Origin of the sequence: Pyrococcus woesei (assembly GCF_050496105.1) — an archaeon.
In the GTDB taxonomy this organism is placed as follows: Archaea; Methanobacteriota_B; Thermococci; order Thermococcales; family Thermococcaceae; genus Pyrococcus; species Pyrococcus furiosus.
This window is the reverse complement of record NZ_CP179867.1, coordinates 211,311-233,136: the sequence shown is the minus strand read 5'-3', so window position 1 is coordinate 233,136 and position 21,826 is coordinate 211,311. Positions and strand designations below refer to the sequence as shown.

Annotated in this window: 25 protein-coding genes, 1 tRNA gene and 1 pseudogene; 7 read left to right on the top strand and 20 right to left on the bottom strand. The window is 39.2% G+C overall.

All coding sequences use genetic code 11. The features are described from left to right. Window positions 1-42 precede the first annotated feature (42 nt). Window positions 43-1,170, bottom strand: a complete 1,128-nt coding sequence (locus ACMFNG_RS01385; protein WP_011012901.1) for an ATP-NAD kinase family protein — start codon at window positions 1,168-1,170, stop codon at window positions 43-45. Window positions 1,171-1,175: 5 nt separating this feature from the next. Further along, on the bottom strand, window positions 1,176-2,621 hold the full coding sequence (locus tag ACMFNG_RS01380; protein WP_011012900.1) for a potassium channel family protein: 1,446 nt from the start codon (window positions 2,619-2,621) through the stop codon (window positions 1,176-1,178). Window positions 2,622-2,804: 183 nt separating this feature from the next. Here ACMFNG_RS01380 and ACMFNG_RS01375 point away from each other — a divergent pair, with 183 nt between their 5' ends. After that, a complete protein-coding gene (locus ACMFNG_RS01375; protein ID WP_011012899.1) occupies window positions 2,805-3,764 on the top strand; it encodes a TIGR00269 family protein in 960 nt (319 codons plus the stop codon). Here ACMFNG_RS01375 and ACMFNG_RS01370 read toward each other — a convergent pair. Both ACMFNG_RS01370 and ACMFNG_RS01365 read right to left on the bottom strand, forming a co-directional pair. Beyond that, window positions 3,754-4,464, bottom strand: coding sequence for a YhfC family glutamic-type intramembrane protease (locus ACMFNG_RS01370; protein ID WP_011012898.1), 711 nt, complete (start codon window positions 4,462-4,464; stop codon window positions 3,754-3,756). The two genes, ACMFNG_RS01375 and ACMFNG_RS01370, sit on opposite strands and share 11 nt — an antisense overlap. Then, a complete protein-coding gene (locus tag ACMFNG_RS01365) occupies window positions 4,464-4,808 on the bottom strand; it encodes a YbjQ family protein (RefSeq protein WP_011012897.1) in 345 nt (114 codons plus the stop codon). The genes ACMFNG_RS01370 and ACMFNG_RS01365 overlap by 1 nt, the downstream gene beginning before the upstream one ends. Window positions 4,809-4,856: 48 nt before the next feature. On the opposite strand from ACMFNG_RS01365, the gene ACMFNG_RS01360 reads away from it, so the two are divergent. From ACMFNG_RS01360 to ACMFNG_RS01350, 3 genes are read left to right on the top strand one after another with little or no spacing between them, the layout of a single operon-like run. Beyond that, window positions 4,857-5,042 carry a TIGR04140 family protein gene (locus tag ACMFNG_RS01360; protein WP_011012896.1) on the top strand — a complete coding sequence of 62 codons (186 nt, stop codon included), beginning with the start codon at window positions 4,857-4,859 and terminating at the stop codon, window positions 5,040-5,042. Between the two features lie 4 nt (window positions 5,043-5,046). Further along, window positions 5,047-5,874 carry a fumarate hydratase gene (locus ACMFNG_RS01355; protein WP_014835572.1) on the top strand — a complete coding sequence of 276 codons (828 nt, stop codon included), beginning with the start codon at window positions 5,047-5,049 and terminating at the stop codon, window positions 5,872-5,874. Beyond that, entirely contained in the window at window positions 5,865-6,365 is a 501-nt protein-coding gene (locus tag ACMFNG_RS01350) for a FumA C-terminus/TtdB family hydratase beta subunit (protein WP_011012894.1), read from the top strand. Before ACMFNG_RS01355 ends, ACMFNG_RS01350 begins: the two co-directional genes overlap by 10 nt. 11 nt (window positions 6,366-6,376) lie before the next feature. Here the strand turns inward: ACMFNG_RS01350 and ACMFNG_RS01345 are convergent, their stop codons facing one another. Then, window positions 6,377-8,095 carry a glutamate--tRNA ligase gene (locus ACMFNG_RS01345; protein ID WP_014835573.1) on the bottom strand — a complete coding sequence of 573 codons (1,719 nt, stop codon included), beginning with the start codon at window positions 8,093-8,095 and terminating at the stop codon, window positions 6,377-6,379. Window positions 8,096-8,259: 164 nt separating this feature from the next. Here ACMFNG_RS01345 and ACMFNG_RS01340 point away from each other — a divergent pair, with 164 nt between their 5' ends. Beyond that, complete coding sequence (locus ACMFNG_RS01340; protein ID WP_014835576.1) at window positions 8,260-8,664, top strand: hypothetical protein; 405 nt, start codon at window positions 8,260-8,262, stop codon at window positions 8,662-8,664. A gap of 64 nt (window positions 8,665-8,728) precedes the next feature. Here the strand turns inward: ACMFNG_RS01340 and ACMFNG_RS01335 are convergent. Continuing rightward, a tRNA-Val gene (locus ACMFNG_RS01335) sits at window positions 8,729-8,806 on the bottom strand. Between the two features lie 124 nt (window positions 8,807-8,930). Between ACMFNG_RS01335 and ACMFNG_RS01330 the strand changes: the two genes are divergently transcribed. Continuing rightward, window positions 8,931-9,644: a phosphoribosyltransferase family protein gene (locus ACMFNG_RS01330; RefSeq protein WP_011012881.1), complete on the top strand. Its 714-nt coding sequence runs from the start codon at window positions 8,931-8,933 to the stop codon at window positions 9,642-9,644. Here ACMFNG_RS01330 and ACMFNG_RS01325 read toward each other — a convergent pair. From ACMFNG_RS01325 to ACMFNG_RS01295, 7 genes are read right to left on the bottom strand one after another with little or no spacing between them, the layout of a single operon-like run. Next, entirely contained in the window at window positions 9,641-10,087 is a 447-nt protein-coding gene (locus tag ACMFNG_RS01325) for an Lrp/AsnC family transcriptional regulator (RefSeq protein WP_011012880.1), read from the bottom strand. The two genes, ACMFNG_RS01330 and ACMFNG_RS01325, sit on opposite strands and share 4 nt — an antisense overlap. Beyond that, window positions 10,020-10,571 carry a YkgJ family cysteine cluster protein gene (locus tag ACMFNG_RS01320; RefSeq protein WP_430515189.1) on the bottom strand — a complete coding sequence of 184 codons (552 nt, stop codon included), beginning with the start codon at window positions 10,569-10,571 and terminating at the stop codon, window positions 10,020-10,022. The genes ACMFNG_RS01325 and ACMFNG_RS01320 overlap by 68 nt, the downstream gene beginning before the upstream one ends. 9 nt (window positions 10,572-10,580) lie before the next feature. Beyond that, complete coding sequence (locus tag ACMFNG_RS01315) at window positions 10,581-10,814, bottom strand: Lrp/AsnC family transcriptional regulator (protein ID WP_011012878.1); 234 nt, start codon at window positions 10,812-10,814, stop codon at window positions 10,581-10,583. Further along, the gene (srp54, locus tag ACMFNG_RS01310; RefSeq protein WP_011012877.1) at window positions 10,814-12,145 is read right to left on the bottom strand and encodes a signal recognition particle SRP54; all 1,332 of its coding nucleotides are present in this window, start codon (window positions 12,143-12,145) and stop codon (window positions 10,814-10,816) included. Before srp54 ends, ACMFNG_RS01315 begins: the two co-directional genes overlap by 1 nt. Further along, complete coding sequence (tmk, locus tag ACMFNG_RS01305; protein WP_011012876.1) at window positions 12,132-12,764, bottom strand: dTMP kinase; 633 nt, start codon at window positions 12,762-12,764, stop codon at window positions 12,132-12,134. Before tmk ends, srp54 begins: the two co-directional genes overlap by 14 nt. Before the next feature lie 15 nt (window positions 12,765-12,779). Further along, complete coding sequence (locus ACMFNG_RS01300; protein WP_014835577.1) at window positions 12,780-13,484, bottom strand: phospho-sugar mutase; 705 nt, start codon at window positions 13,482-13,484, stop codon at window positions 12,780-12,782. A 10-nt stretch (window positions 13,485-13,494) separates the two neighbouring features. Further along, complete coding sequence (locus ACMFNG_RS01295; RefSeq protein WP_011012874.1) at window positions 13,495-14,580, bottom strand: sugar phosphate nucleotidyltransferase; 1,086 nt, start codon at window positions 14,578-14,580, stop codon at window positions 13,495-13,497. Between the two features lie 83 nt (window positions 14,581-14,663). Between ACMFNG_RS01295 and ACMFNG_RS01290 the strand changes: the two are divergent. Beyond that, window positions 14,664-15,947: pseudogene (locus ACMFNG_RS01290) on the top strand (sodium-dependent transporter). Between the two features lie 63 nt (window positions 15,948-16,010). On the opposite strand, the gene dnaG reads toward ACMFNG_RS01290, so the two are convergent. From dnaG to pfpI, 7 genes are all read right to left on the bottom strand, one after another. Then, a complete protein-coding gene (gene dnaG / locus ACMFNG_RS01285; RefSeq protein WP_014835578.1) occupies window positions 16,011-17,369 on the bottom strand; it encodes a DNA primase DnaG in 1,359 nt (452 codons plus the stop codon). Continuing rightward, complete coding sequence (locus ACMFNG_RS01280; protein WP_011012870.1) at window positions 17,369-17,764, bottom strand: toprim domain-containing protein; 396 nt, start codon at window positions 17,762-17,764, stop codon at window positions 17,369-17,371. Before ACMFNG_RS01280 ends, dnaG begins: the two co-directional genes overlap by 1 nt. Window positions 17,765-17,829: 65 nt before the next feature. Next, window positions 17,830-19,107 carry a TIGR04013 family B12-binding domain/radical SAM domain-containing protein gene (locus ACMFNG_RS01275; protein WP_011012869.1) on the bottom strand — a complete coding sequence of 426 codons (1,278 nt, stop codon included), beginning with the start codon at window positions 19,105-19,107 and terminating at the stop codon, window positions 17,830-17,832. A gap of 79 nt (window positions 19,108-19,186) precedes the next feature. After that, window positions 19,187-19,390, bottom strand: a complete 204-nt coding sequence (gene hpkB / locus ACMFNG_RS01270; RefSeq protein ID WP_011012868.1) for an archaeal histone HpkB — start codon at window positions 19,388-19,390, stop codon at window positions 19,187-19,189. Window positions 19,391-19,623: 233 nt separating this feature from the next. After that, a complete protein-coding gene (locus ACMFNG_RS01265) occupies window positions 19,624-20,535 on the bottom strand; it encodes a triphosphoribosyl-dephospho-CoA synthase (protein WP_011012867.1) in 912 nt (303 codons plus the stop codon). Then, on the bottom strand, window positions 20,519-21,247 hold the full coding sequence (locus ACMFNG_RS01260) for a hypothetical protein (RefSeq protein ID WP_011012866.1): 729 nt from the start codon (window positions 21,245-21,247) through the stop codon (window positions 20,519-20,521). Before ACMFNG_RS01260 ends, ACMFNG_RS01265 begins: the two co-directional genes overlap by 17 nt. Window positions 21,248-21,316: 69 nt before the next feature. Continuing rightward, window positions 21,317-21,817, bottom strand: coding sequence for a deglycase PfpI (pfpI, locus tag ACMFNG_RS01255; RefSeq protein WP_011012865.1), 501 nt, complete (start codon window positions 21,815-21,817; stop codon window positions 21,317-21,319). Window positions 21,818-21,826 lie beyond the last annotated feature (9 nt).

The following is a 21,826-nucleotide window of genomic DNA, read 5'->3' as shown; positions in this document are numbered from 1 at the left end:
TTTCAAAGTGTTTCTTGGCATTCCATTTTTTCTTCTGCCGTTTCATAACACTCTAATTAACTTTTCCATCCATGGAGATACTCTGATTTTTATGAAACCCTTGAATTTTTTGTCAACATCTTTGTCTCCAGTGTATACCCTAACGAAACCTTCGCTTATTTTTGAAGGTGTTGCCACAACTATGATGTTTTCCTTCGGGATCTTCTTCAATACGTTAGGGGAGAACTGCTGATTACCCCTTCCAAATAAAAAGTTTAGACCACCTACAACTGTTACAACAACTTTGGGATTTCTGTCTATAAACTTTAGCAAATCTTTCTCACTTGCATCCTTAACTAATAACTTGGCCTTTCCATCTTTAACTTCAACGATATCAACACCCAGTAATGTCCCATCAATTCCTAACTTATCTTTTATCCTCATTATAGTGGAACCTGCACCAAGGAAGTATATTCCATCTTCTGAGAGTATATCCTCTGCTACAGCCTCTGCTAATGCTTCTAACTCCTCTTTTTCGTCAACTTTTGTTGCTTCTTTGCTTCCTTGTACGAGTGTTTCTACGACTGGAACTACGGCATATCCATAGAGCTTCACTTTCAGTTCGTCCCTTCTATATGCTTCTTCATCAAGATCAAGTACTTCTCTCTCCTCCAATTTTGCACTATTCTTTAGGAACTCAACTAATACCTTCGCAGCATCCTCAGGAGATGTTGCAAACACACTTGAATACATCTTTACTCCACTCGGTATTCCTAAAATCGGAATCGATTTTCCTACTACTTCAACAATATCTCTAGCGGTTCCATCTCCCCCAGCAAAAACAATAATTTTGACCTTACTAATCATCTGTTTCGCTAGATATTTTGTATCTTCTCTCGTAGTATCCGGAATTTTGACTCCTTCTATTTCCCTCCATGAGATCTCTCTGTGCTTAATTACTTCATATGGAAAATTAAATTCTTTTAGGAAATCTTCTCCCAGGGGGCCTGGGCCAGTTAGAAATTTCACTTTTATATCATAGTTGGCAAGCTCTTGAAGGAATAACCTAACAAGATTAGGAGTGACGGGTGTAGCACCTCTTTTGATTGCTTCCTCAACAACTCCATCAGTTCCTTTTAAAGCAACTCTACCCCCCATTCCTGCAATGGGATTGACTATTAGCCCTATCATTATTCTCACCTCATGTATTTTCTTGCAAATACTGTAAGGAACACTGCCCACATGAACATGCCAAATATTGCCTCAGCAGATGCAATTGCCTTTCCAACTCCTGTGGGATGAATATCCCCATAGCCAAGTGTTGTTGCAGTAACTATGCTAAAGTATACATAATCAAGAGGGGAATTCAAAGGTTCTATGCTCTGTGTTACCGCATAAAGTATGGGAAAGCCAAAGATAACTAGCCCTAACCACAAAAATACGGGTCTTTTCCAGTCTGTTCCATATTTACAAGTTAAGTCCGCAAACATCCATTCGAAGAAAACTTCCGTGAGTCTGAAAATCTTCTTCACTGTTTTTGGACCTCTCTTATAGTGGGAGAGGACTCTGTTTCTCCTTGCAAGCATCTCTAGGTAATAGTACTCATCCGCCTTCTCCTTATCTCCGCTGGCTTCCCAGGTAGTTCTTGCTATTCTGTAGAAGACCTCTGCTAGATAGGGATTGTTAAATTCCGAGTTTTCAATTACTATAAATCCTAAAACCTGGAGTTCGGCTAATAAATTAGGGAGATAACTTAGATTCCAATTCTCATCGCTGTAAAACTTTGAGTTCCTCATGATTAAGTTGTTTAAAACTGTTGTATGGACGAATTCTGGATATTTAACTCTACTGTTGACTATTGATACATGGCCAGGAACTGTAGAGTTTTCTATAAGTAGTTGTCCAGAGAACCTGTTAATATACACTCTAATTTGTCTTTTGAACCTGGGATTTTCATCAAACCCTATGTTTCTTATGTTCAAGATACTAGCTCTCACATATTCCTTCTTTTTTGTATCAAACTTAACTCCTAGCTCTTTTTCAATAATTTCTAGTAGAGGGTATCTTGAGTTAATGGCTATTCTCCTCACCCCTTTTATGTTTGAAATTTCTATCCTTCCTGCGATTCTCCCAGCTTCTCCAAAGGTTTCTTCTGCTGTTACCTCCTTTCTTTCATATCTCGTTGAGTTTATGAGGATGTATTTAATTTCAGAATTCCTAATCAGTATTGCTGACGTAAATTCTGCTGAGCAGATACTCACTCCATACCCGTCAACCTTGTTTATGTATAGGGAGCTAATCTTGGAATTTGCCAAAATTATCGAGTCTACTTTGGAGTTTATTATTGTTAAGCTTGAAAGCTGTGAATTCCCAATTATAAGCCGTTTTATTTCTGAATTTTTGAAAATTATGGGGTTTTCAATCTTCTTGCTTAAGATTACAACATCGTATAGTTTTACCCCTTCAAACGTTTTAACTCCCCTTTCAAGGGTTCTCTCAAAGGCTCTCTTTTTTATCTCTCTAATTTTATCTCCATAGAGAAGCTCTCCCTCTTCGAAAGGTATGTGGAGAGAGCAATATTTTGAACCTTTTAGAGGTTTTCTTTTGCATTTTTGCCCATTTGGATAAGTATATTCACACACTCTCCCATCCTCCCATTGTAAAGGAGGTAATTCGTTTTAACTTCATTAGCAAGGTTTTTAATCTTAACCTTGAAGTTAGAGCATAAGGGATGATGAAGGAGATTTCGGCAGAGGTGTGAAGAGACTCGCATGGGCTGACCACCACCTTTAAAAATTTTTGCTCTCCTTTACTTTCGAGTTAAAATGAAGTGTTCAAAGTGTGGAAGAGAGGCCATATATTTTGCCCGATACGAGGGTAGATACTACTGCCACAAGCACTTCAATGAGCTAGTGGAGGGAAAGGTAAAGAGAACTATAAGAAAGTACAGGATGATAAAAAGAGGGGAAAAAGTTGGAGTTGCGGTGAGCGGAGGAAAGGACAGCGTAGTTCTTATGCACATTTTGGCAAAGCTAAGGAAAAAGTTTCCCTTTGAGCTGGTTGCAATAACAATTGATGAGGGGATTAAAGGGTATAGAGATAAAAGTGTTGAAGTTGCTCGAAAAAATGCAGAACTTTTAGGAGTGGAGCATCACATTTACAGGTTTAAGGATTTTATTGGCTTCACATTAGATGAAACTGTGGAAATTATGGGGCCTAGAGAAGAGAGAGTGGGCGCCTGTTCTTATTGTGGAGTATGGAGACGATGGTTGCTCAACAAGGCAGCTGAGGAATTGGGAGTTGATAAGCTTGCCTTAGGACTTAACTTGGACGATGAAGTTCAAGTATTTTTAATGAATTTGATGAGGGGAGATGTGGCAAGATTAGGAAGAACTGGTCCTTACTATGAGGTAATTCATGAAGGGTTAGTTCCTAGAATAAAACCTCTCAGGGAGGTTCCCGAGAAAGAAATCGTTCTCTATGCAGTTTTAAACAACATTGAAGTGGATTTAAGTGAGTGTCCTTATGCAACTGAAGCATTTAGGGCTGAAATTAGAGATTGGCTCAATGAAATGGAGGAGAAGCATCCTGGGACTAAATATCAGCTGTTGAGGAGCTACGACAAAATATTCCCCCTCTTAGCAAAAACATATGCCAAGGAAGTAAAACTAAATCGCTGTAAGATTTGTGGCCAGCCCACAAGTGGAGAAATATGTAAAGCTTGCCAGTTCAGGCTTCAAGTAAAAGAGAAATCAGAGAACCTAAAATTCAGCCTTACCAAATGACTTCTTCTTTTTCTTCCTTTACTTGAGATATTTTTGGAAGTGAAGCTATTAAGACAATAACTGTTATTACGGCTAGAACTATTTCCGTCAGAAGAAGAATCCTTGGGATCATGTAAATTTTGTTTGTTTTAATGTATACTGCGGACATTAATTGGTAATAGGCGGCCATTGAATCAATTAGGGCATGCAATCCAATGACTTCAATTAAGACTTTTCTTGTGCCCTGGGTTAACATAATTGCTGTTCCTACGTGGAAAAGAACGACAAGATATCTTTCCGCTAGGGAAAGGAGATTTGTCGCAAAAGGTTGGGAAGGTGTCCCTCCTTTAGCGGAGAGAGTAACAAGGGCAGTTATGAAGATTACCTCGCTTATCGCAAATCCGAGACCTACGGAAAATGCATAACCAGCACTCTTCCCTCTAACAAATATGTATTTAAAAAGTTCTTGAAAGATTCCCGCTATAAGGCCCATCCATATGCTTATGGCGATTATCTCCGAAGTTCCCAGACTTGTTATATCTGGCCTTATACCCACCCACAAAAGGGGAAGTTGCTGAACTATGTTCTGGAGAGTTATAGATAATGGAAAGATAATTGCTCCTAAGATGAACTCTCCTGCTTTGACTTTTCTTCCTCCCAGGAGATATAAGGTTAGCCAGGCTAATGCTCCCCCGAGGAGAAGAAAAGGTGCTGGATTCATTATTTCTCCCTCTCAACTACAACTGCTGTGCCATATGCATAAACTTCAGCCATTCCTCCGCCAACATTTGAAGTTGCGAATCTAAAGTTAACTACTGCATTTGCTCCCAACTTTTTTGCGTGCTCAATCATTCTTCTTAGAGCTTCCTCTCTAGCTTCTGCCATCATTTGTGTGTACTCTTTTACTTCCCCTCCCTTTATGTTTCTGAGGAGTGCCAATATGTCCCTTCCCAAGTGAGTGGCCATAACAATTCCGCCCCTAGCTATTCCTTTCACTTCGATGATCTTGTATCCTGGGATTGTGGGGGTTGTTACAACAATAATCTCATCCATTATGTTCACCATACAATATAGAGCAATCGTTTTATAAAACGCTTATGTATTCTCTCCTATATGATAATTAAGACAGCTGTTCCTCCTCAAGAACTCTTGGAAATTGCCAAGAAAAGAAACATAAATGTTGGAATAAATGTGATTAACGTAGAGAGGAGAAAAATTTTAGTTCTATATGTTGTGGAAATTGAAGGGGAAGTTGAGAAGTTCTTAGAAGAGTTAAGCAAAGCTAGGGCGGGGGGATAGGTAATTGATCAAAGTGGAGGACATAGTGGAAGCCCTTAAGCTCGCAGTTACAAACCTTCCTGAGGATGTAGCTTTGGCACTAAAGAATGCCTATGAAAGGGAAGACTACGAAATAGCAAAATATAACCTAGAAATAATGCTTAGAGCTGTAAAAACATCGAAAAAAGAAAAGGTTCCTCTCTGTCAAGATACTGGAACTCCGATCTTCTTTGTTGAAACAGATGGAACTTGGAACGTTAAGGAGATCTATGAAACTATAGCTGAAGCTGTAAAAAGGGCGACAGATGAAATACCTCTAAGACCAAATGCAATTTGTCTCCTTTCGGGAAAAGTTGTGGGAAATGTGCCAGAAATTCATATTGAACCTGGGAAAAGAAACAGAATTAGCATACTCATTAAAGGAGGTGGAAGTGAAAATTGCTCTGCACTATTTCCTTTAACCCCCGGGGACTGGTTTGAAGGAGTAAAGAAGAAAATTATTGATCACATTAGATCGTGTGGCGGAAAGCCTTGCCCTCCTATAATTGTTGGCATTGGAATTGCAAGTCCTGCTGAAAGAGCTATAACTTTGGCCAAGAAATCGCTCTTCAGAAAAATTGGCGAGAGGCATGAAAAGTTAGGATGGCTGGAAGAGGAAATTCTGGAGGAGATAAACTTCTTGGATATAGGTCCCATGGGATTGGGAGGGAAGACAACGGCATTAGATGTGAAAATTGAAGTGGGAGAAAGACACCCTGCGAGTTTTATAGTTGGGATTGCCATCCAATGTTGGGCACATAGAAGGGCATTTATTGAAGAGAAAGAAGATGGGGAGGTCGTGATATGGCAGTAAGGCTAAAAACTCCCTTAACCTGGGAAGATATTAGGGATTTGGAAATTGGAGATAGAGTTCTTCTTTCTGGAATCGTTTACACTGCTAGGGATCTAGCTCATAGGAGATTTCTTGAAGAAGGCTTCCCTTTCAACCCTGAAGGTGCCGTGATATATCATTGCGGCCCTTTAATTAAAAATGGCATTGTAGTTTCGGCAGGCCCAACCACAAGTGCTAGGATGGAAAAGTACCTAGATTTCCTATTCAATCGCGGAGTTAGAGGGGTGATAGGGAAAGGGGGCATGAATCATGAGAAATTTAAAGGTAGGGCAGTGTACTTTTCTTACCCAGGAGGAGCTGGTAGCTTAGCTAGGGAATTTATAGTTAAGGTGAGAGACGTCTATTGGGAAGATTTGGGAATGACTGATGCAGTTTGGGAATTAGAAGTGAGAGACATGCCTCTACTAGTCTCTATAGATTCAAAGGGAAGATCCCTATACAGAAAAAATTAAAGGGAGAAAAATCATTTGTGGGCATATATTGCGATAACTTTGTCGTTTTCTATTTTGTCAATCCTTACAAATCCAAATCTTTCAAACTGCACTATTTCTCCTTCTTTTACGTTGGCATTCTTTTCCAGTAGGCCCTTTCTGATTATTAGCTCTTCTCCTTCTGGAATTATTACCTCACACTCTTTACCCTCTGGAACCCAGTGAATCATTCTCCACTTGTTTTTCCTCGCGACTTCATATTCATGGCTGTGGAATCTCGCCTTTATTGTATCCCCTACCTCTAAAATTTCGACGTTAAATAAGTCCTTTAGTCTAATAAATCCTCCTGGCTTTAACAAGCTTAGATCGTCTTTTGAGACATAAATTGGCTTTCCCGGTTCGAATTTTAGCACTCTGTATCCCCTTTCTGGATGATCTGGGTGAAGAGGTATCTTTGCCTCAAACTCTTCGGCCTCCTCTATATACATGGGAATCGGGTCTGCAACAAAGAAGTATCTATTTGCTATTGGATCAACGAGTTTTCTATTTATTGCAGCTAGGTTATCCCAGCTTACGGTTGCGTCGCTCTTTTTAAGTCCAACCTCCAGGATTAGCTCTCTTATTGCTTCCGGCAAGATTCCTCTCCTTCTTAAGGCCCTTATGGTTCCCAACCTGGGATCATCCCATCCTAGATATTTCCCTTCCTCTATCCCCTTTCTAGTCTTTGACTTGCTGAGAATTACTCCTTCAATTGACAGTCTTCCGTGATGAACTGTTACTGGATATTCCCATCCAAAATACTCGTAGATATACCTTTGCCTCGTCTCATTTTCTGAGTGTTCTTGCCCTCTGAAGATGTGAGTAACTCCTAATTCGTGGTCATCTATTGCCGAAGCAAAGTTGTAGAGAGGCCATACCCTATACTTATTTCCAGTCCTTGGGTGATTTGGCTCATCAACAATTCTAAGAGCGGGCCAATCTCTAACCGCTGGATTTGGGTGGTTTAAATCAGTTTTAATTCTAACTACGGCCTCTCCCTCTCTATATTCTCCATTTAGCATTTTTTTCCATCTTTCCAGTTGCACCTCTACGGGTTCATCTCTATGGGGGCAAGCAATTCCTTGATCCCTTAACTTCCTAAACTCATCTGGTGGGCAAGTACATACATATGCCTTTCCCATTTTTATGAGCTCTTCTGCGTATTTGTAATAAATTTCAAGCCTATCACTTGCATAAACAATTTCGTCTGGTTTTATCCCTAACCATTCTAAGTCTTCTATTATCATGTCGTAGAATATTAGCTCTGGCCTCTTTACCTTTGGATCCGTGTCATCGAACCTTAGAATAAACTTTCCATCGTACATTTTGGCATACTCATAGCTTAATATTGCTGCTCTAGCATTCCCCAGGTGAAAAGCACCGTCTGGATTTGGAGCAAATCTTGTTACAACCTTACCCTTTTCTGCTTTAGGTAGTGGGGGGAGTTGCTTTTTCTCCTCTTTTTCTTTTTTAGTGCCTTCCATGAAGTACTCTGGATAAATTTCTTCAAGTTTCTTTTTCTGCTCTTCCAGTGAGAGGGTATTAACTTCCTCTACAATTTTATTAACTATTGGAACAATTTCTCTGGCCTTCTTTCTGAGCTCGGGGTTTTCTCCGAGTATTTTCCCTATGACTGCCTTTGGATTAGCTTTACCGTCGTGCTCTATTGCATTTATTAGAGCGTACTTGAGTGCAAGCTTTTCTACTTCCATCTTTCTCCCCTGGAAAAATGACATTCAAAAAAGATATAAACGTTACCTAATCCTCCTGTAGGTTTTTCTTTGGGTTCTGCATATGAGGTAATTAACTCGTTTAACAATTTGTCAAAAAATTTTCGGAAAAATTTATAGTATAATCGAAAAAATATCCGAAGTTGATGGTTAGTAGGCTGGAGATATTTAACACCCTTGAGGGAATAGTTGTAAAGAAAGAAATCAAGTACAACTCAAAAATAGGAGAGGGTGTATACAGCTTTATCACAGAAAAAATGAAAAGGGAGGTTAATCCTCCAAAAAGAATTGATGTTGTTGGATTTGCATATGGGACGCCTTCTTTATACCTAGGAACACTCAAAGACCTAGACACAGAAGAGAAGTTTTCAGCACTTATAAAGTTCGACAAAAATTCAGAGCTTAAGAGGGAGTTTATAAGTGTGGCTGCAAAGAGGATGGAAAAGAGCAGCGCTTATTTTGTTTTCCATAAGACTTTATCAAACATACTCCATTCCCCTCAGCTGGAGCCAGGTCACAGAGTTGGATTTTGGGGAATTAGAATAGAATGAGAGATCAGCGATAGCTGATGTCCTCATCCATCGGATCCGAAACCGGTCATCATCTCTGCGCTTTTGGTGGGCCCGCGGGGATTTGAACCCCGGACCTCCGCCTTGTGAGGGCGGCGTCATAACCAGTCTAGACCACGGGCCCTTTCCCACTTACGATGATTCCTAATGGGTTTTTAAGGATTTCGAAGACTTCTTTGCTTTCTTTCCAAACCTTTCCGAAACTCATTTATACAAATTTTTGTTAACTTAAGATGGGGTGGCGGAGAATGAATCAACTTGAAGCGGTGAGAGAAAAGCTTAGGGTAATCAGGATGTTAAGGGTTTTAAAGAAAACATACACATATGAAGATTTATCGGAGATTACTGGTCTCCCAGTAACAGTTCTCAATAGATATGTGAAAGGGAAAGTTCTTCCTAGTGTTGAGAGAGCACGAGAGTTGTTTGAAAAGCTATCCCCCTATTTAAACTTGGAGGAAGAAGTGAAAAAGAGACTGAGATTTGATTCGCATGGATTCTTTGATTCTATGAGCGTATTAAGTGATACAAACTTATTGGCTCTAATTTCTGAGGATGTTGCTTTGAAGTACATGAAGGTGGGAGTTGAAAAAATATTAACCGCGGCAACCGATGGCATTCCTTTAGCAGTTCAGATTGCGAATGAATTAGGAGTTGATGTTGTTTATGCAAAGAAGAAGAAAGAGGTTGGAGTTGAAAGATTCTACGAAGTTAACTATATTCCAAGCGCTTCAGGAAGTATCACAACCCTTTATCTTCCCACCTGGGCACTCAAAAAGGGGGAGAGAGTTTTAATAGTTGATGATGTTGTCAGAAGTGGAGAAACTCAAAGAGCTCTAGTAGAGCTTTGCAGGCAGGCAGGAGCAATTCCAGTTGGAATGTTCTTCTTAATAAGTGTTGGTGATATTGTAGAAAGGCTCAAAGAAGAATACAACATTCCAGTAGAGGCACTGGTTAACCTCTAAGGTTCTAGTCTGAAGTCTTCTTTCACTATTTCTAATGCAACATGTGTATTTGTTTTTTCAACTCCATCAACGCTTAGCACGCTCTTTACGAACCTGTTCATATCTTCTCTTGATCTAAACTTTGCAATAACAATTATGTCATATTCTCCTGTCACATCATACACACATGTTACATGCTTATCTCTTGCAATTATTCTCTCTATTTCTCTAATTTTCTTTCCCTGGGCTTTAATTCCAATAATTGCGGTTAACTCGTACCCTAACTTCTCATAGTTCAACTTTACTGTAAATCCTTGAATTACTCCCATATCTTCAAGTTTTTTGATTCTGTTGTATATTGTACCAACTGCAACATTGAGTTTTTTTGCTATTTCTCTATACGACAGTCTCGAGTCTTCTATTAAAAGAGATAAAATCTTCCTGTCGAGATCGTCGATTTCCATTAATTTCACCCTTTAATTCTTCAATAATTGGAATAAAATACTTTTTGATTATCTCCACAATACCTTCTCCATCTGGAGAATTTATTCCAGGGCATCGGGGATCTTCCTTTACATAAATCTCTAGTTTTTTCTCATGTTTAACTAATACAAAAGGATATATTCTGCAAGCAACGGGTCTATGCTCATATATCCTACACTTCTTCGTTTCTGGATCTAGAAATACACAGGCATCATCAAAAGGTCTTTTTTTCATTCCATATCCCAGGAACTTTGGCCCTCTGTAAAACATCTTTGTATAGTCAACAAAATATTCTTCTTCATATCCGAGGGATAAGATTTTCTGGATATATTCTTCCCTGAGAGGGATCTCATTATATATGCAACACTTTCCGCAATCTTCTATGCACTTAAATCTAAACTTGTCGTCAATAATTTCAATCTTATCGCTTTCTAAATCATAAATGGCTATAAATTTCTTCTCCACCCTCTTCACCTATTGGTAAGAGCTTGTAATAAGGGTTTCACTTACCTCAACACCTGTGATTTTTCTTAAAACCTCATCGTGGAATCTATCGAGGTCTTTTAGGTCTTTTACTTCAACTCTAGCTACTATGTCATAATCACCGTAAACTCTGTATATCTCCTTCACTTCTGGCCTAGCCTTTAGTGCCTCATATACCTCTTTTTCCTTTCCAGGATATGTTATTACTAGAATGAATGCTTCCATTACATACCAAACCTCCTGGCAAGTCTGCTCAATTGTCTCTTGTTCATGCTCTTAAATAACTTTTTCATCTGCCTATATTGATCTAAAAGTTCTTTTACATCCTTTGTAGATGTTCCTGATCCTCTTGCAATTCTCTTGATCCTGGAATAGTTTATTATCTCGGGATTTAGCAGTTCTTCCTCTGTCATTGAATCCATTATTACTTTGAATTTCTTTAGCCTCTCTTCTCCGATTGAGATCACGTCATCGGGAAGGGAATATCCCAGCCCGGGAATCATTCTCAGTATTTGTTTTAGGGGCCCCATTTTTCTCATCGCTTCAAGCTGAGCATACATGTCCTTAAGTGTAAATTTACCCCTTAAGAATCTTTCAATGTCTTCCTCTTTTATTTCAACTTCTTTCTCTAACTCCTTAAATTTTTCCAGCAATCCTTGAATATCTCCAAGTCCCAAGAGTCTTGAAACAAATCTCGGTGGGTCAAAGGGCTCGATATCATCTATCTTTTCTCCCGTACCTATGAATTTTATTGGAGCCCCTGTTGCGGCAACTGCAGAAAGGGCTCCTCCTCCCTTGGCAGATCCATCGAGCTTTGTGACTATTATGGAGCCAATCGGTGTTGCTTCTTTAAAGGCTAAGGCCTGGTTGTATGCTTGTTGTCCTATTGTTCCATCAATTACAAGTATAACCTCATGAGGATGTATTACGTTGCTTATTTGCTTCATCTCTTCAATTAACGCCTTGTCTTCTTTGTGCCTTCCCGCGGTATCCACTATTATTATGTCTACTCCTTTAGATTTGAAGTAATCAACTCCTTCTTTTGCTAACTTTATGGCATCTTTTTCTTGAGGATTTCCAAACACTTCTATGTGGTAACGATCTAGAAGTTGCCTAAGCTGGTGATAAGCCCCAGGTCTCCAGGTATCTGAACATACAACTCCGACCTTATATCCTCTTTTTTGGAAGTATCTCGCAAGTTTTGCAACCGTTGTAGTTTTTCCACTTCCCTGAATTCCAACCATTAACAAAATTGTTGGTTTCTCCTTGATTTCTATTGGCTTTGCTTCTGTTCCGAGGAATTTTGTTAACTCTTCATAGACTATTTTTATAATGTGTTCTTTCTTAGATATTCCTGCAGGAGGCTTCTCTTCCAGTGCTCTTCTCTGTATTTCTCTTGTAAGTTGAAGAACTAGTCTAACGTTTACGTCAGCTTGAATTAGAGCTCTCTGGATATCCCTAACTAACTCTTTGATTAAAGCTTCATCCACACTGCTGGCTCTGGCTATCTTCTTTAGAGTGTTGGCAAGTGCTTTCCCTAGGTTATCTAGAACCATAGTTTTTCCCCCAGATTTCTTTTATCGAACTTATTATTTCCCTATGGACCTCTTCTACACTTTTAGTTGCGTCAATTATCTTAATTTCATCAAACATCTTGGCAAGTTTTATATAATTCTCTCTTACTTTCTCTTGCAACTTAAATAACTTGTCGAATTCCGTCTGTGAACTTCTTTTTTTGATCCTTTTTATGCCTTCCCTTGGAGGTATGTCAAGGAGAATTGCTATATCTGGATGCGGGGCAAATTTGTTTATCTCTATTAACCACTCCAGGTTTAATCCCCTCGCCCATTGGTATGCTAGAGAGGAATAAAAGTATCTATCTGAAATTACTACTTTCCCCTCTCTAAGGGCTGGTTCTATTATCTTTTTCACATGTTCGGCCCTGTCTGCTGCAAAGAGCAAAGCTTCAGCCTCTAGGCTTATTCTACCCCCATCTATTATGCTTCCTTCTAACACTAGCTTTCTAATGATCTTTCCAAACTCTGTGTCGGTAGGTTCTTTTGTGAGTACGACTTTGAATCCATTGTCCTCAAACCATCTTGCTAGTAGTCTTGCCTGTGTTGTTTTGCCAGAGCCATCTATCCCTTCGAGGACTATGAAGAGCCCTCTCTTCATTATTTTCACCAAGCATTAAAATTTAGCCAAGTGATCAAGTAGCTTCCATAAGCTATCGAACTCCTTCACTTCATTGTCTTTATAGACTTCAGCTATTCCATCAGGTCTAAATCTTAGACCAAAGTCGTACTCGCCTTTGGATAACTTCTGAAGAAATACTTCCTTTGGTTTTGGTGGAAGATAACTGGTCATCATATCGTTGATAAGCTCGACTTCAAATCCAAACCTTTCGTTAAGTCGTGGGAAGAGAAGGGCTGCTGGAGTGTTCATGCAATCTACAAGAGCTTTTCCACCTATGGTGAAATTATAGTGCCTAAACAATTCATATAGGAGGTCATCCAAAGCATTTGGATAGTACACAGTGGCCCCAATGTCATTTGGAGGTGCCTCTACAAAGGCCCTACTTTCGGCAATTGCCTTTACTTCTTCGACTTCAAGCCCACTTATTTCAACCCTAACTCCGCCGTAGTAGTAGACGTATACAAATGGGTATCCCTTTTTCTTTGCAAAGTCCCTTAGAGCTATCATTGGAATTAGCCTAACGTCCATTACTGTTGACCCCGTACTCACTATTCCTACAACTAAAGCCCTCTTTCCATATCTTGATATGGCCCTTCCATCTCTCCCCACTACAATTGTCCCCTGGGTAGCAGTTCCTATAGCTCTTCCCAGGAGGGCAAGTTCTTCTGGATTGAACTTTTCTGAGTAATATAACTCCATTTCCATCACCTCAGTCGGGTAGTATTATACTTTCTTTACCAATTCTCGAATCTGCCCAAATCTTAACATTTGCACCAACTTTACTAAAGTCTTCAATTATTGAGTTATCTCCAATAACACTTCCTGGCTCAATAACAACTCCCTTACCTATGTAGACGTTTTCTCCAATTATTGCCTCTCTAATTTCTGCTCCTTCTTCTATGGTAACGTTGGAGAATATAACTGACCTTTCTATTGTTACATCTTTGCTGATTTCAACATTGTTCCCCAAGACTGCAAAGCCGATGATTCTTGGTCTTCTTAGTATGCACCTACTTCCCGTGAATAGACTTCCCCCTTTTTCAATGTTTCCTTTTAGTGATCCAACATTTATTTGAGGTAGCCTTAGTTTACCCAAAAATACATCTTCAGTAGCTTGGAGATATGTGGAGGGTCTTCCTATATCATTCCAGTACTCATCAAAAGGATATCCGTAGATAGGAATGTTTTCATTTAGCATTTTTGGAAAGAGATCCAAGGAAAAATCGAAGTTTTTACCCTTCGGGATTAAATCAAAAATTTCTGGTTCAAATACATATATTCCTGCATTTACCAAATTGCTTGGAGCCTCTTCCCTTTTTGGTTTCTCTTTGAAGTATGATATTCTCCCTTCCTTATCTAATACCGCTACTCCATACGCACTGGGATCTTCCACTTTTGTTAGGGCTATTGTCGCGGGGCCTCCCTTCTTTTTGTGGTATTCAACTAAACTCCTAAAGTCCAAATTTGTTAGAATATCTCCCGAAACTACTAAGAAGGTGTCTTGGATAAGTTTTTCAGCTTTTTTTAGAGCTCCCGCAGTTCCAAGTTTTAGATTTTCCCCATTTGAGTACTTTATTTCTACTCCAAATTCTTCTCCATTTCCAAAGTATTCAAAAATTCTCTCTTTCAGATACCCTACTAGGACAATGATTTCATCTACTCCAAATTTAACCAAGCTTTCTACAATGTATTCCATTATTGGCCTGTTGAAAAATGGTATCATTGGTTTTGGTCGATATACTGTCAGTGGCAATAGGCGGGTTCCTTTACCTCCTGCTAGAACTACTGCCTGCATTTTACCTCCCTCTCCACTTTTTTAGTTAGTTAAAGAGAAGTTTTATATGTTGTGGTTTAGTAAAATGATAATGGGGGGAAAGAATGAAGATTAAGAAGTGGGAGATATACCTAATAACCCTCGTTGCTGGATATGCGACAGGAATTGGAACACTAGGCCTTTTCCCACAGATGTGGCTAAAATATGGCATGTCTGGTCTTATATTGCACTTAGTATTCTTGGCCATGTTCACATATCTTGCCATTATGGAAACTAAGAAGATTGGAGAGTCAGATTATTTTTTTGCAGAATTCTACGAGAAAGTCGTTAGGAAACCAGGAATAATTTTGCTAATTTTCTCAGTAATTGTGTTGTTCCTGTCATATTACACAGCAAACGTGGGGCTATCGGTACTTGCTCCTTATCTGGGAACTGAAACACTTGGAAGATTGATATCAAAGATTGTAGTTCTGGCAATAATAGTTGTTATCTTAGCTAGAGCAAGGGAAAAGACCTTCACGATCATGGCCATAGGCTCGATGGCATTTATATTCTTGACTCTCTTACTTGCAGTTTCCTCTTATCAAATTTCTAGAATTGCAGAGATTACTAGCTTAGGCAAGTAGATGATTACAAGCTTCAAGCCAATAACGTTTGACATGATAAGGGTAGCTGCAGATAGGGCAATATATGCAGTTGGGTTAGGGTTTGGGTTCTATATTATGCTTGGAAGCTTTATTGGTAAGAGATTTTCACCTGAAAAAATTATAAGTATTGGAATTCTCATTCAGCTAATTCTTGGGATCATTGGAACATTTGCCATCATAAACTTCTTGGGAGCGTCTGAGAGTGGAGAAATGATACTAAAGGAATATGCTCAGGGAGAAGAAGAGGAAGCACTTGCAATCTTAGGTTATTTACCCACTATAATCTCAAGCACCCTAATTTTGGCATTGATAGGTATCGCTGTATTCCTGGCAGGGTTGACTAGTATCTTGCCAACTTCAGAGGTTGCCCTTCAGATAATTCAACATTTAACACGTAAACCTAGAACAAAAGCTGCTCTCTGGTTGTTTATGATAGTTCTTCTAGTAGGTTTGACTAATTCTGCTCCAGAAATATCTGACATGTTTCTTAAGTGTGTATCAGCGATGGTGTTCATTGTAGCAATTTTTGAACTGCTACCAATCATTACAACAGAGAAAAAGCTCTCAATAGCAAAAGTAGTGGCAGGGATATCTGCCTTAATATTCCTCATAGGATTTGGCCTCCAAATCAAGCACATAATTGAAATTAGATATTACATTTCGCTGGCTCTAGTGGTGATATTATTTATTGAAGCTCTGTTGTGGGAAAAGATAGCTCCACAAAGTGAAGAAGAAATCTAAAGCCCTCTTCTACTTTTACTTTTTATTTCTTTTTCAAAAAATAGAAGTCAAGAGAAAAAGAGCTCATTCTGCGAAAGTTATGATCTTAAGGGTTATGGGTCTTCTAACTACATTAGCTTTTCTTGCACCAATCAAGTATTTTGCTCCTTTCTCGCTCACTATATCAATTAACCTTTGGGTTATGACTCCGTTAAACACAACAGCATATATACTTTCTGAGCTTTCTATTGCACTTAACATGTCTCTTATTGGCACTTCTTTTATTATGTTCTTATTTTCATCTATTAGGAGAGCTATTGAGTCGTTCTTTACCTTCTCGATGAATTCCTCAAATTCTTTGTAGTCTGGCTTTAGTACTTTTAGGGGCTTTACAATTTTTTCATTTGGTTGAACTTGCGGTTGGGGTTTTAAACTTTCCTTTTCTTCTGTATATTCTTGTTTTCTAGCTCTCTCGTCCTCTTCTTCCTTTTCTCTTTCCTTAACTATTTCATAAAAGCTCTTTCCTTTGTTGAACAATTCGTTAATAACTTGTTCCGCTGGGACCTTACTTCTTAGCGCCTTTATAATTTCTTTTTTAGTTAGCTCTTCAACTTCTTTTCCTTCTGGAGCTCTGGCTACGTAGTCTATATCAGCAACTTGGAGGAGCTCTTTTAGAATTAGCTCTCCTCCTCTGTCTCCATCGGTAAACGCTGTTACTATTCTCTCCTTACTTAGTTTTATTATTGTTTCAGGAATTGATGTTCCTTCTACAGCAATTGCGTTCTTTATCCCGTGCCTTAAGAGATTAAGGACATCTGCTCTGCCCTCAACAACTATTATTGAGTCAGAAAATGGGACATGGGGTCCTGCGGGTAACTTCTCAGGACCATATTCGATAAGCTCCATTTCTCTTACTGCCTTTCTAACTTCCTCAACTAGCTCTTGTGTTTCTGGGATCTCCTCCTCCATGAGTGTTTCGAGTATTTCTTTTGCCCTTTCGATTATATACTTCCTTTTTGTGGCTCTAACATCCTCTATTTTTATCACTCTTATTTTTGCTTCGCAAGGACCTACTCTATCTATGGTTTCAAGGGCTGCTGCTATAATTGCAGTTTCTACTCTATCTAGGCTTGAGGGTACTAAAATTGTTCCATAAGTTTTGCCTGCCTTTGTGTGTACCTCAACTTTGATTCTTCCTATTCTTCCAGTTTTTTGAAGTTCTCTTAGATCTAAATCGTCCCCAAGAAGTCCTTCCGTCTGACCAAAAATTGCCCCCACTACATCTGGTCTTTCGACAACCCCATTAGCCTCAAATTCAGCATGAATAATATACTTTGTCGTTCCGAAATCATCTTTTGCTGCCATATTCCCACCTTCTTTAGCTTTTTCAAATCTTTGTTTTTCGGAAATCAACTGGTGGATCACAGTCTTCTTTCTTTTCATTAATCACCCTCCTTAGGGGCCCAGAAACGGAGCCTCAGGCTCTCCCACAAATCATAGAGATCTTCAATCCCCTTAGCGTCCTTTGAGGCAATAAATTGGAGTTCCCTTCTAGTTTCCATATCGACTTTTGTTAGACCTACTAAGAGGTCGTAGAGCCTTTTTGCGAGTTTCTCTCCAGTTTCGTCGAAATCTGTTAGGATCATTACTTCTTCATGTTCAGAGGCTAGTAACGCTACATCTGCAAGGGATGATCGGGAGAGCCTGAGGATCTCCGTTTGGACCCCCAATTTGCGTAGGGAATCTTCATCTCGCTTTCCCTCTACTATTATAACCCCCTTGAATTCTCGCAACCTTTCAATTATTTTTTCAAACTTTTCATAGTTTTCGGGATACATATAACTATCGGATATTTTGAGCGAAGTTTAGAGTTATAAATTTTTGGGCCTGGGCCTTTAACTATTTAGCAAATTTCTTTCACTTTTCCCACATAGCTAAACGGCTCTTCATAGAACTCTTCTATAAGTTTCTGGAGTTTCCTGGAGGTTTCTATCTGTATTCCCCATGCTCCTTCAATTTTTCCTTCCGCTGCCATTCTCCCCAAGAATTTTTTCATTTCTTCGCTAAGGGGAGATGGCTTGCATTTTGCCCAGGGGGTCCCAGGTAGGGGCATGAAGTAATGAGCCCTGACTTTTCCACCCTTTTTAATAATCCATTTCATTAGTTCAATACTTTTTCTTTGCATCTCTTCGGTTTCTCCTGGTAAACCTACTATAAAGTCTACTACAGGGGTTATCCCATACTCAAGGGAGAGTTCAACAGCATTAATCACGTGTTCCACTCTATGTACTCTGTGCATTGCTTTCAGCATTTTATCATCTCCGCTTTGAGCTCCTATTGCTAGCCTTTTTGTGTCTGTATACTTAACTAAAAGCTCTACAGTCTCCCTAGTAACGAATTCTGGTCTCACCTCACTTGGAAATGTTCCATAAAACAGTCTTCTTCCTTCTCTTCTAAGAGGTTGTAACGCCCGAAGAAGCGCTTCGACTTTTTCAATTTTTAATATTCCCCCAGGACTCCCATATGCGAATGCATTTGGGGTTATATATCTCATGTCTTTCATTCTCTTTGAGTACTTTACTATCTGGTCAATTGGCCTATGTCTCATTCTGAAACCTTTTGCGTAAGGAGTTTGACAATAGTAGCATCCAAAGGGGCATCCTCTACTTATCTCCATTGGCGAAATTAACTTTAATCCCTCTGGGTATGGGGGGAATTTCCAAAAGTCCTCAACCTTTGCAAATCCCGTGAATACAAATTCATCTCCAAGATAAAAAGCAAGTCCCCTCACTTCAGTGAGATCTTTTGTTATAGTGTAGTTTGTTTTTCTAAGCTTTGTAAGGAGGTCATAAAGAGCTTCTTCTCCTTCCCCTATAACGGCAATGTCAAATCCCAGGACTTTGAGGGTATGCTTGGGCATCGCTATTGCATGATATCCTCCTGCTACCAAAATTGCGTTGATATTCTTCCTAATTTTTTCAACTTCCTTTTTAACAGTATCAACTTCTTGGCTATAGAAGGAGTATAGAATCACTTTTGGCCTCTTCTCAATTATTTCATCTAAATTGTTAGAAACTAACACGTTGGACAAATCATAGCCTTGGCTCTCTAACGCTGCAAGAAGGTGAACAAAGGCGTTATGATTTCTTCTAGTAATTCTTACTGCAACTTCATAATCCATGGGAAAACATTAAAAGAAACCCTTTAAAAACACTAAAGGTCTTACAAGGGGGACAAAAGGAAAAGTAAAAACGGAGAAATCAGCTCTTAATTGCGAGCTTAATGTCTTCGACCTTAACGGTCTTTCTACCTGCGTGCTTTGCAAGATCTACTGCCTTTTTTGCGATCTCAATAGCTTTTTCCTCAAGGTGCTCTGCAAGTACCTTAGCTGCTTGCTCGCTAACTCTCTGAGCACCAGCCTTTCTTATAAGTCTGTCAACTGGGGCAATTGGTAATTCTCCCATCATCCACACCTCCTACAAGGTTCTTTCGTTTAAAATAGGGCTGTAAAAGTATATAAACTTTTCGCAAATTTTTGCCGCCTAATCCTCCTATGGGCTATTAGAAGGAGATCTAATTAATAATTATTTGATATTTTGGCACTTACATCTCTGATGTGCCTTATAGTGGGTCAGTTATAGGATAGAGGGTGAGTCCCGGGTAGGAGGTTCTTTTCATGTTTGGTGTAAAATAATGGTTATATTTTCCGCAAAAATTTTGATTCTAGGCGATATCCCTTTAGCATGAGCAGAGACAGTGCCGTTGCCATAATGTCGGCTAAACTTCCTGGGTTTCTTAAGTCTCTTTTTTCATACATAAACCTCTCAAATTCCTCTTCAGTTATCTTATTTTTAAGCAACTGGGTGGCCATTTCTTTAACTTTCTTAGCTTCTTGAATTCCAGCCTTCCTTATTATGAGAGTGTCTTCATATTTGGATAAGAGAACAACAAATGTTTTTCTTACCTTACCTTCAAGATCTTCTTTCTCTAAATTATTTTCAAGAAGCTTTAGCGTTTCATATGTTAGGTCATAGTTATTTAACCATTCACAAAACACTAATTCCCTTTCGCAGCTAATTTCTGCCAACTTATAGAGATTAATTCCATCTCTAACGAGATCCTCAAACGAAGTGTCGCTGTATACGTCATATTTAACCCCTCTTGGAATACCTTTTGGATTGGCAATTCTTATCGCTTTGTAGAGCTCTACTGTATCTAAGGGCGTTGATTTGGAAATCAATCTGGTAGCCATTTTACCGGCATCCTCTATAGAAGCTCCTGAAGACAGTGAAACTATTAAGGGAATACTCAACACTATTATCCCAAAGTTTGGATTTGCATCCTGATATTTCTTTGTCGCTGCTACAGCCATCCTTATAAGTTCACCAATTCCGACCTCGCTCTCGTTAATTTTTCCTTCTTTAAGCAGAATTCCTCTTTCAGTAGCCTCAAAATAAGGTCCGATTAGGGCAGTATTTCCAAATAAAAAATGATAGAATGTTAGGTCTTCAAAGTCCTTATATCTTGAAACGTTTCCAGGCTTTGGAATAGCTACTTCTAACAGACTTCCTAGGATGAATGCCCTTACTATTTCACTTTTCGTTTTCAACGGTTAGCTCACCCAGAATGTCTTCAATATCTACTTTAACAATCTTATTGCTATCTTCTGAAAGATCAGCAATCTTTCCGATAATTTTAGAATATGATATCTTGGCGGTAGAATTCTTTGGTATCGTGATTTTTACCTCTCCTATGACATCCTCAATCTGAACTTCTCTTGTTGCCTTGATCTCGGCTCTTCCAAGAATGTCCTCGCTCTCAAACACTTCTGTGTATGCTTGAATATTAACTTCCCCTAATACGTCTCCAACCTCTATTCTCTTAGTTGGTACTTCAACTATAAGTCTTCCCAGGATGTCTGATGTTTTTATGCTCGATAAGTTTCCCATGAGTATTATTTCTCCGTTTTTAAAGCTCTTTTCGCGACATTCTGAGCACGTTATAACCAGCGAGTCTTCAGAAACGGACACATTTATCGGAAGGTTGGAGAGAACCTTTATCTGTGGTTCGTTACTTGGCTTTATTTTTACCGTTCCAATTACGTCCTCTATGATAAGGGATGTTGCATTATACGCTCCTATTTCTTTTATAGGACCTGCATTATTAATAGTTTCACATGTGCAGTGGCAGTTGGGGAAGTCTAGAAAACTTATGGTGCTCCCTAAAGCTAGGAGGAATATTCCTGCTAAAATTAGTGCTCCTATTATTATCCCAATAACTGCACCAATAATAAAACCAAGTAATGATAGCCCCCTTCTCACTAGTATTCACCAATGAAAAAGGACTAACAAAAATATAAAAAATTTATGAATTATGAATACTTACAATGATCACTTAAGTAATTTAACAAATTCTCTCATCCAAGCGTAAAGGTCTCCTGGGTGTCTAGAACTAACCCAGTTTCCGTCAACAACAACCTCTCTGTCTATCCACTCTACTCCGGCATTAATCATGTCGTCTCTTATTCCTATGTAGCTTGTTCCCTTTCTTCCCTTTAGCACTCCAGCGGAAATCAATATCTGAGGACCATGACAGATAGTTGCCACTGGCTTTCCTTCGGTGAACATTTTTCTTGCTATCTCAACTGCTTTCTCGTTAAGCCTTACTCTCTCTGGGGCCCTTCCTCCTGGGAGAACTAAAGCGTCGAATTCGTCGGGGTTAACCTCGTCAAAGGTTAAGTCCACCTTGACTGAATATCCGTGCTTTCCTGTAATTACACCCTTCTCGAAGCTCGCTATGTAAACTTCGTGACCTTCTTCCTTGAGCCTGTGGTAGGGGTAGATTAGCTCTACATCTTCAAATTCGTTTGCACTCAAGAACAGTATCTTCATTCCTATCAC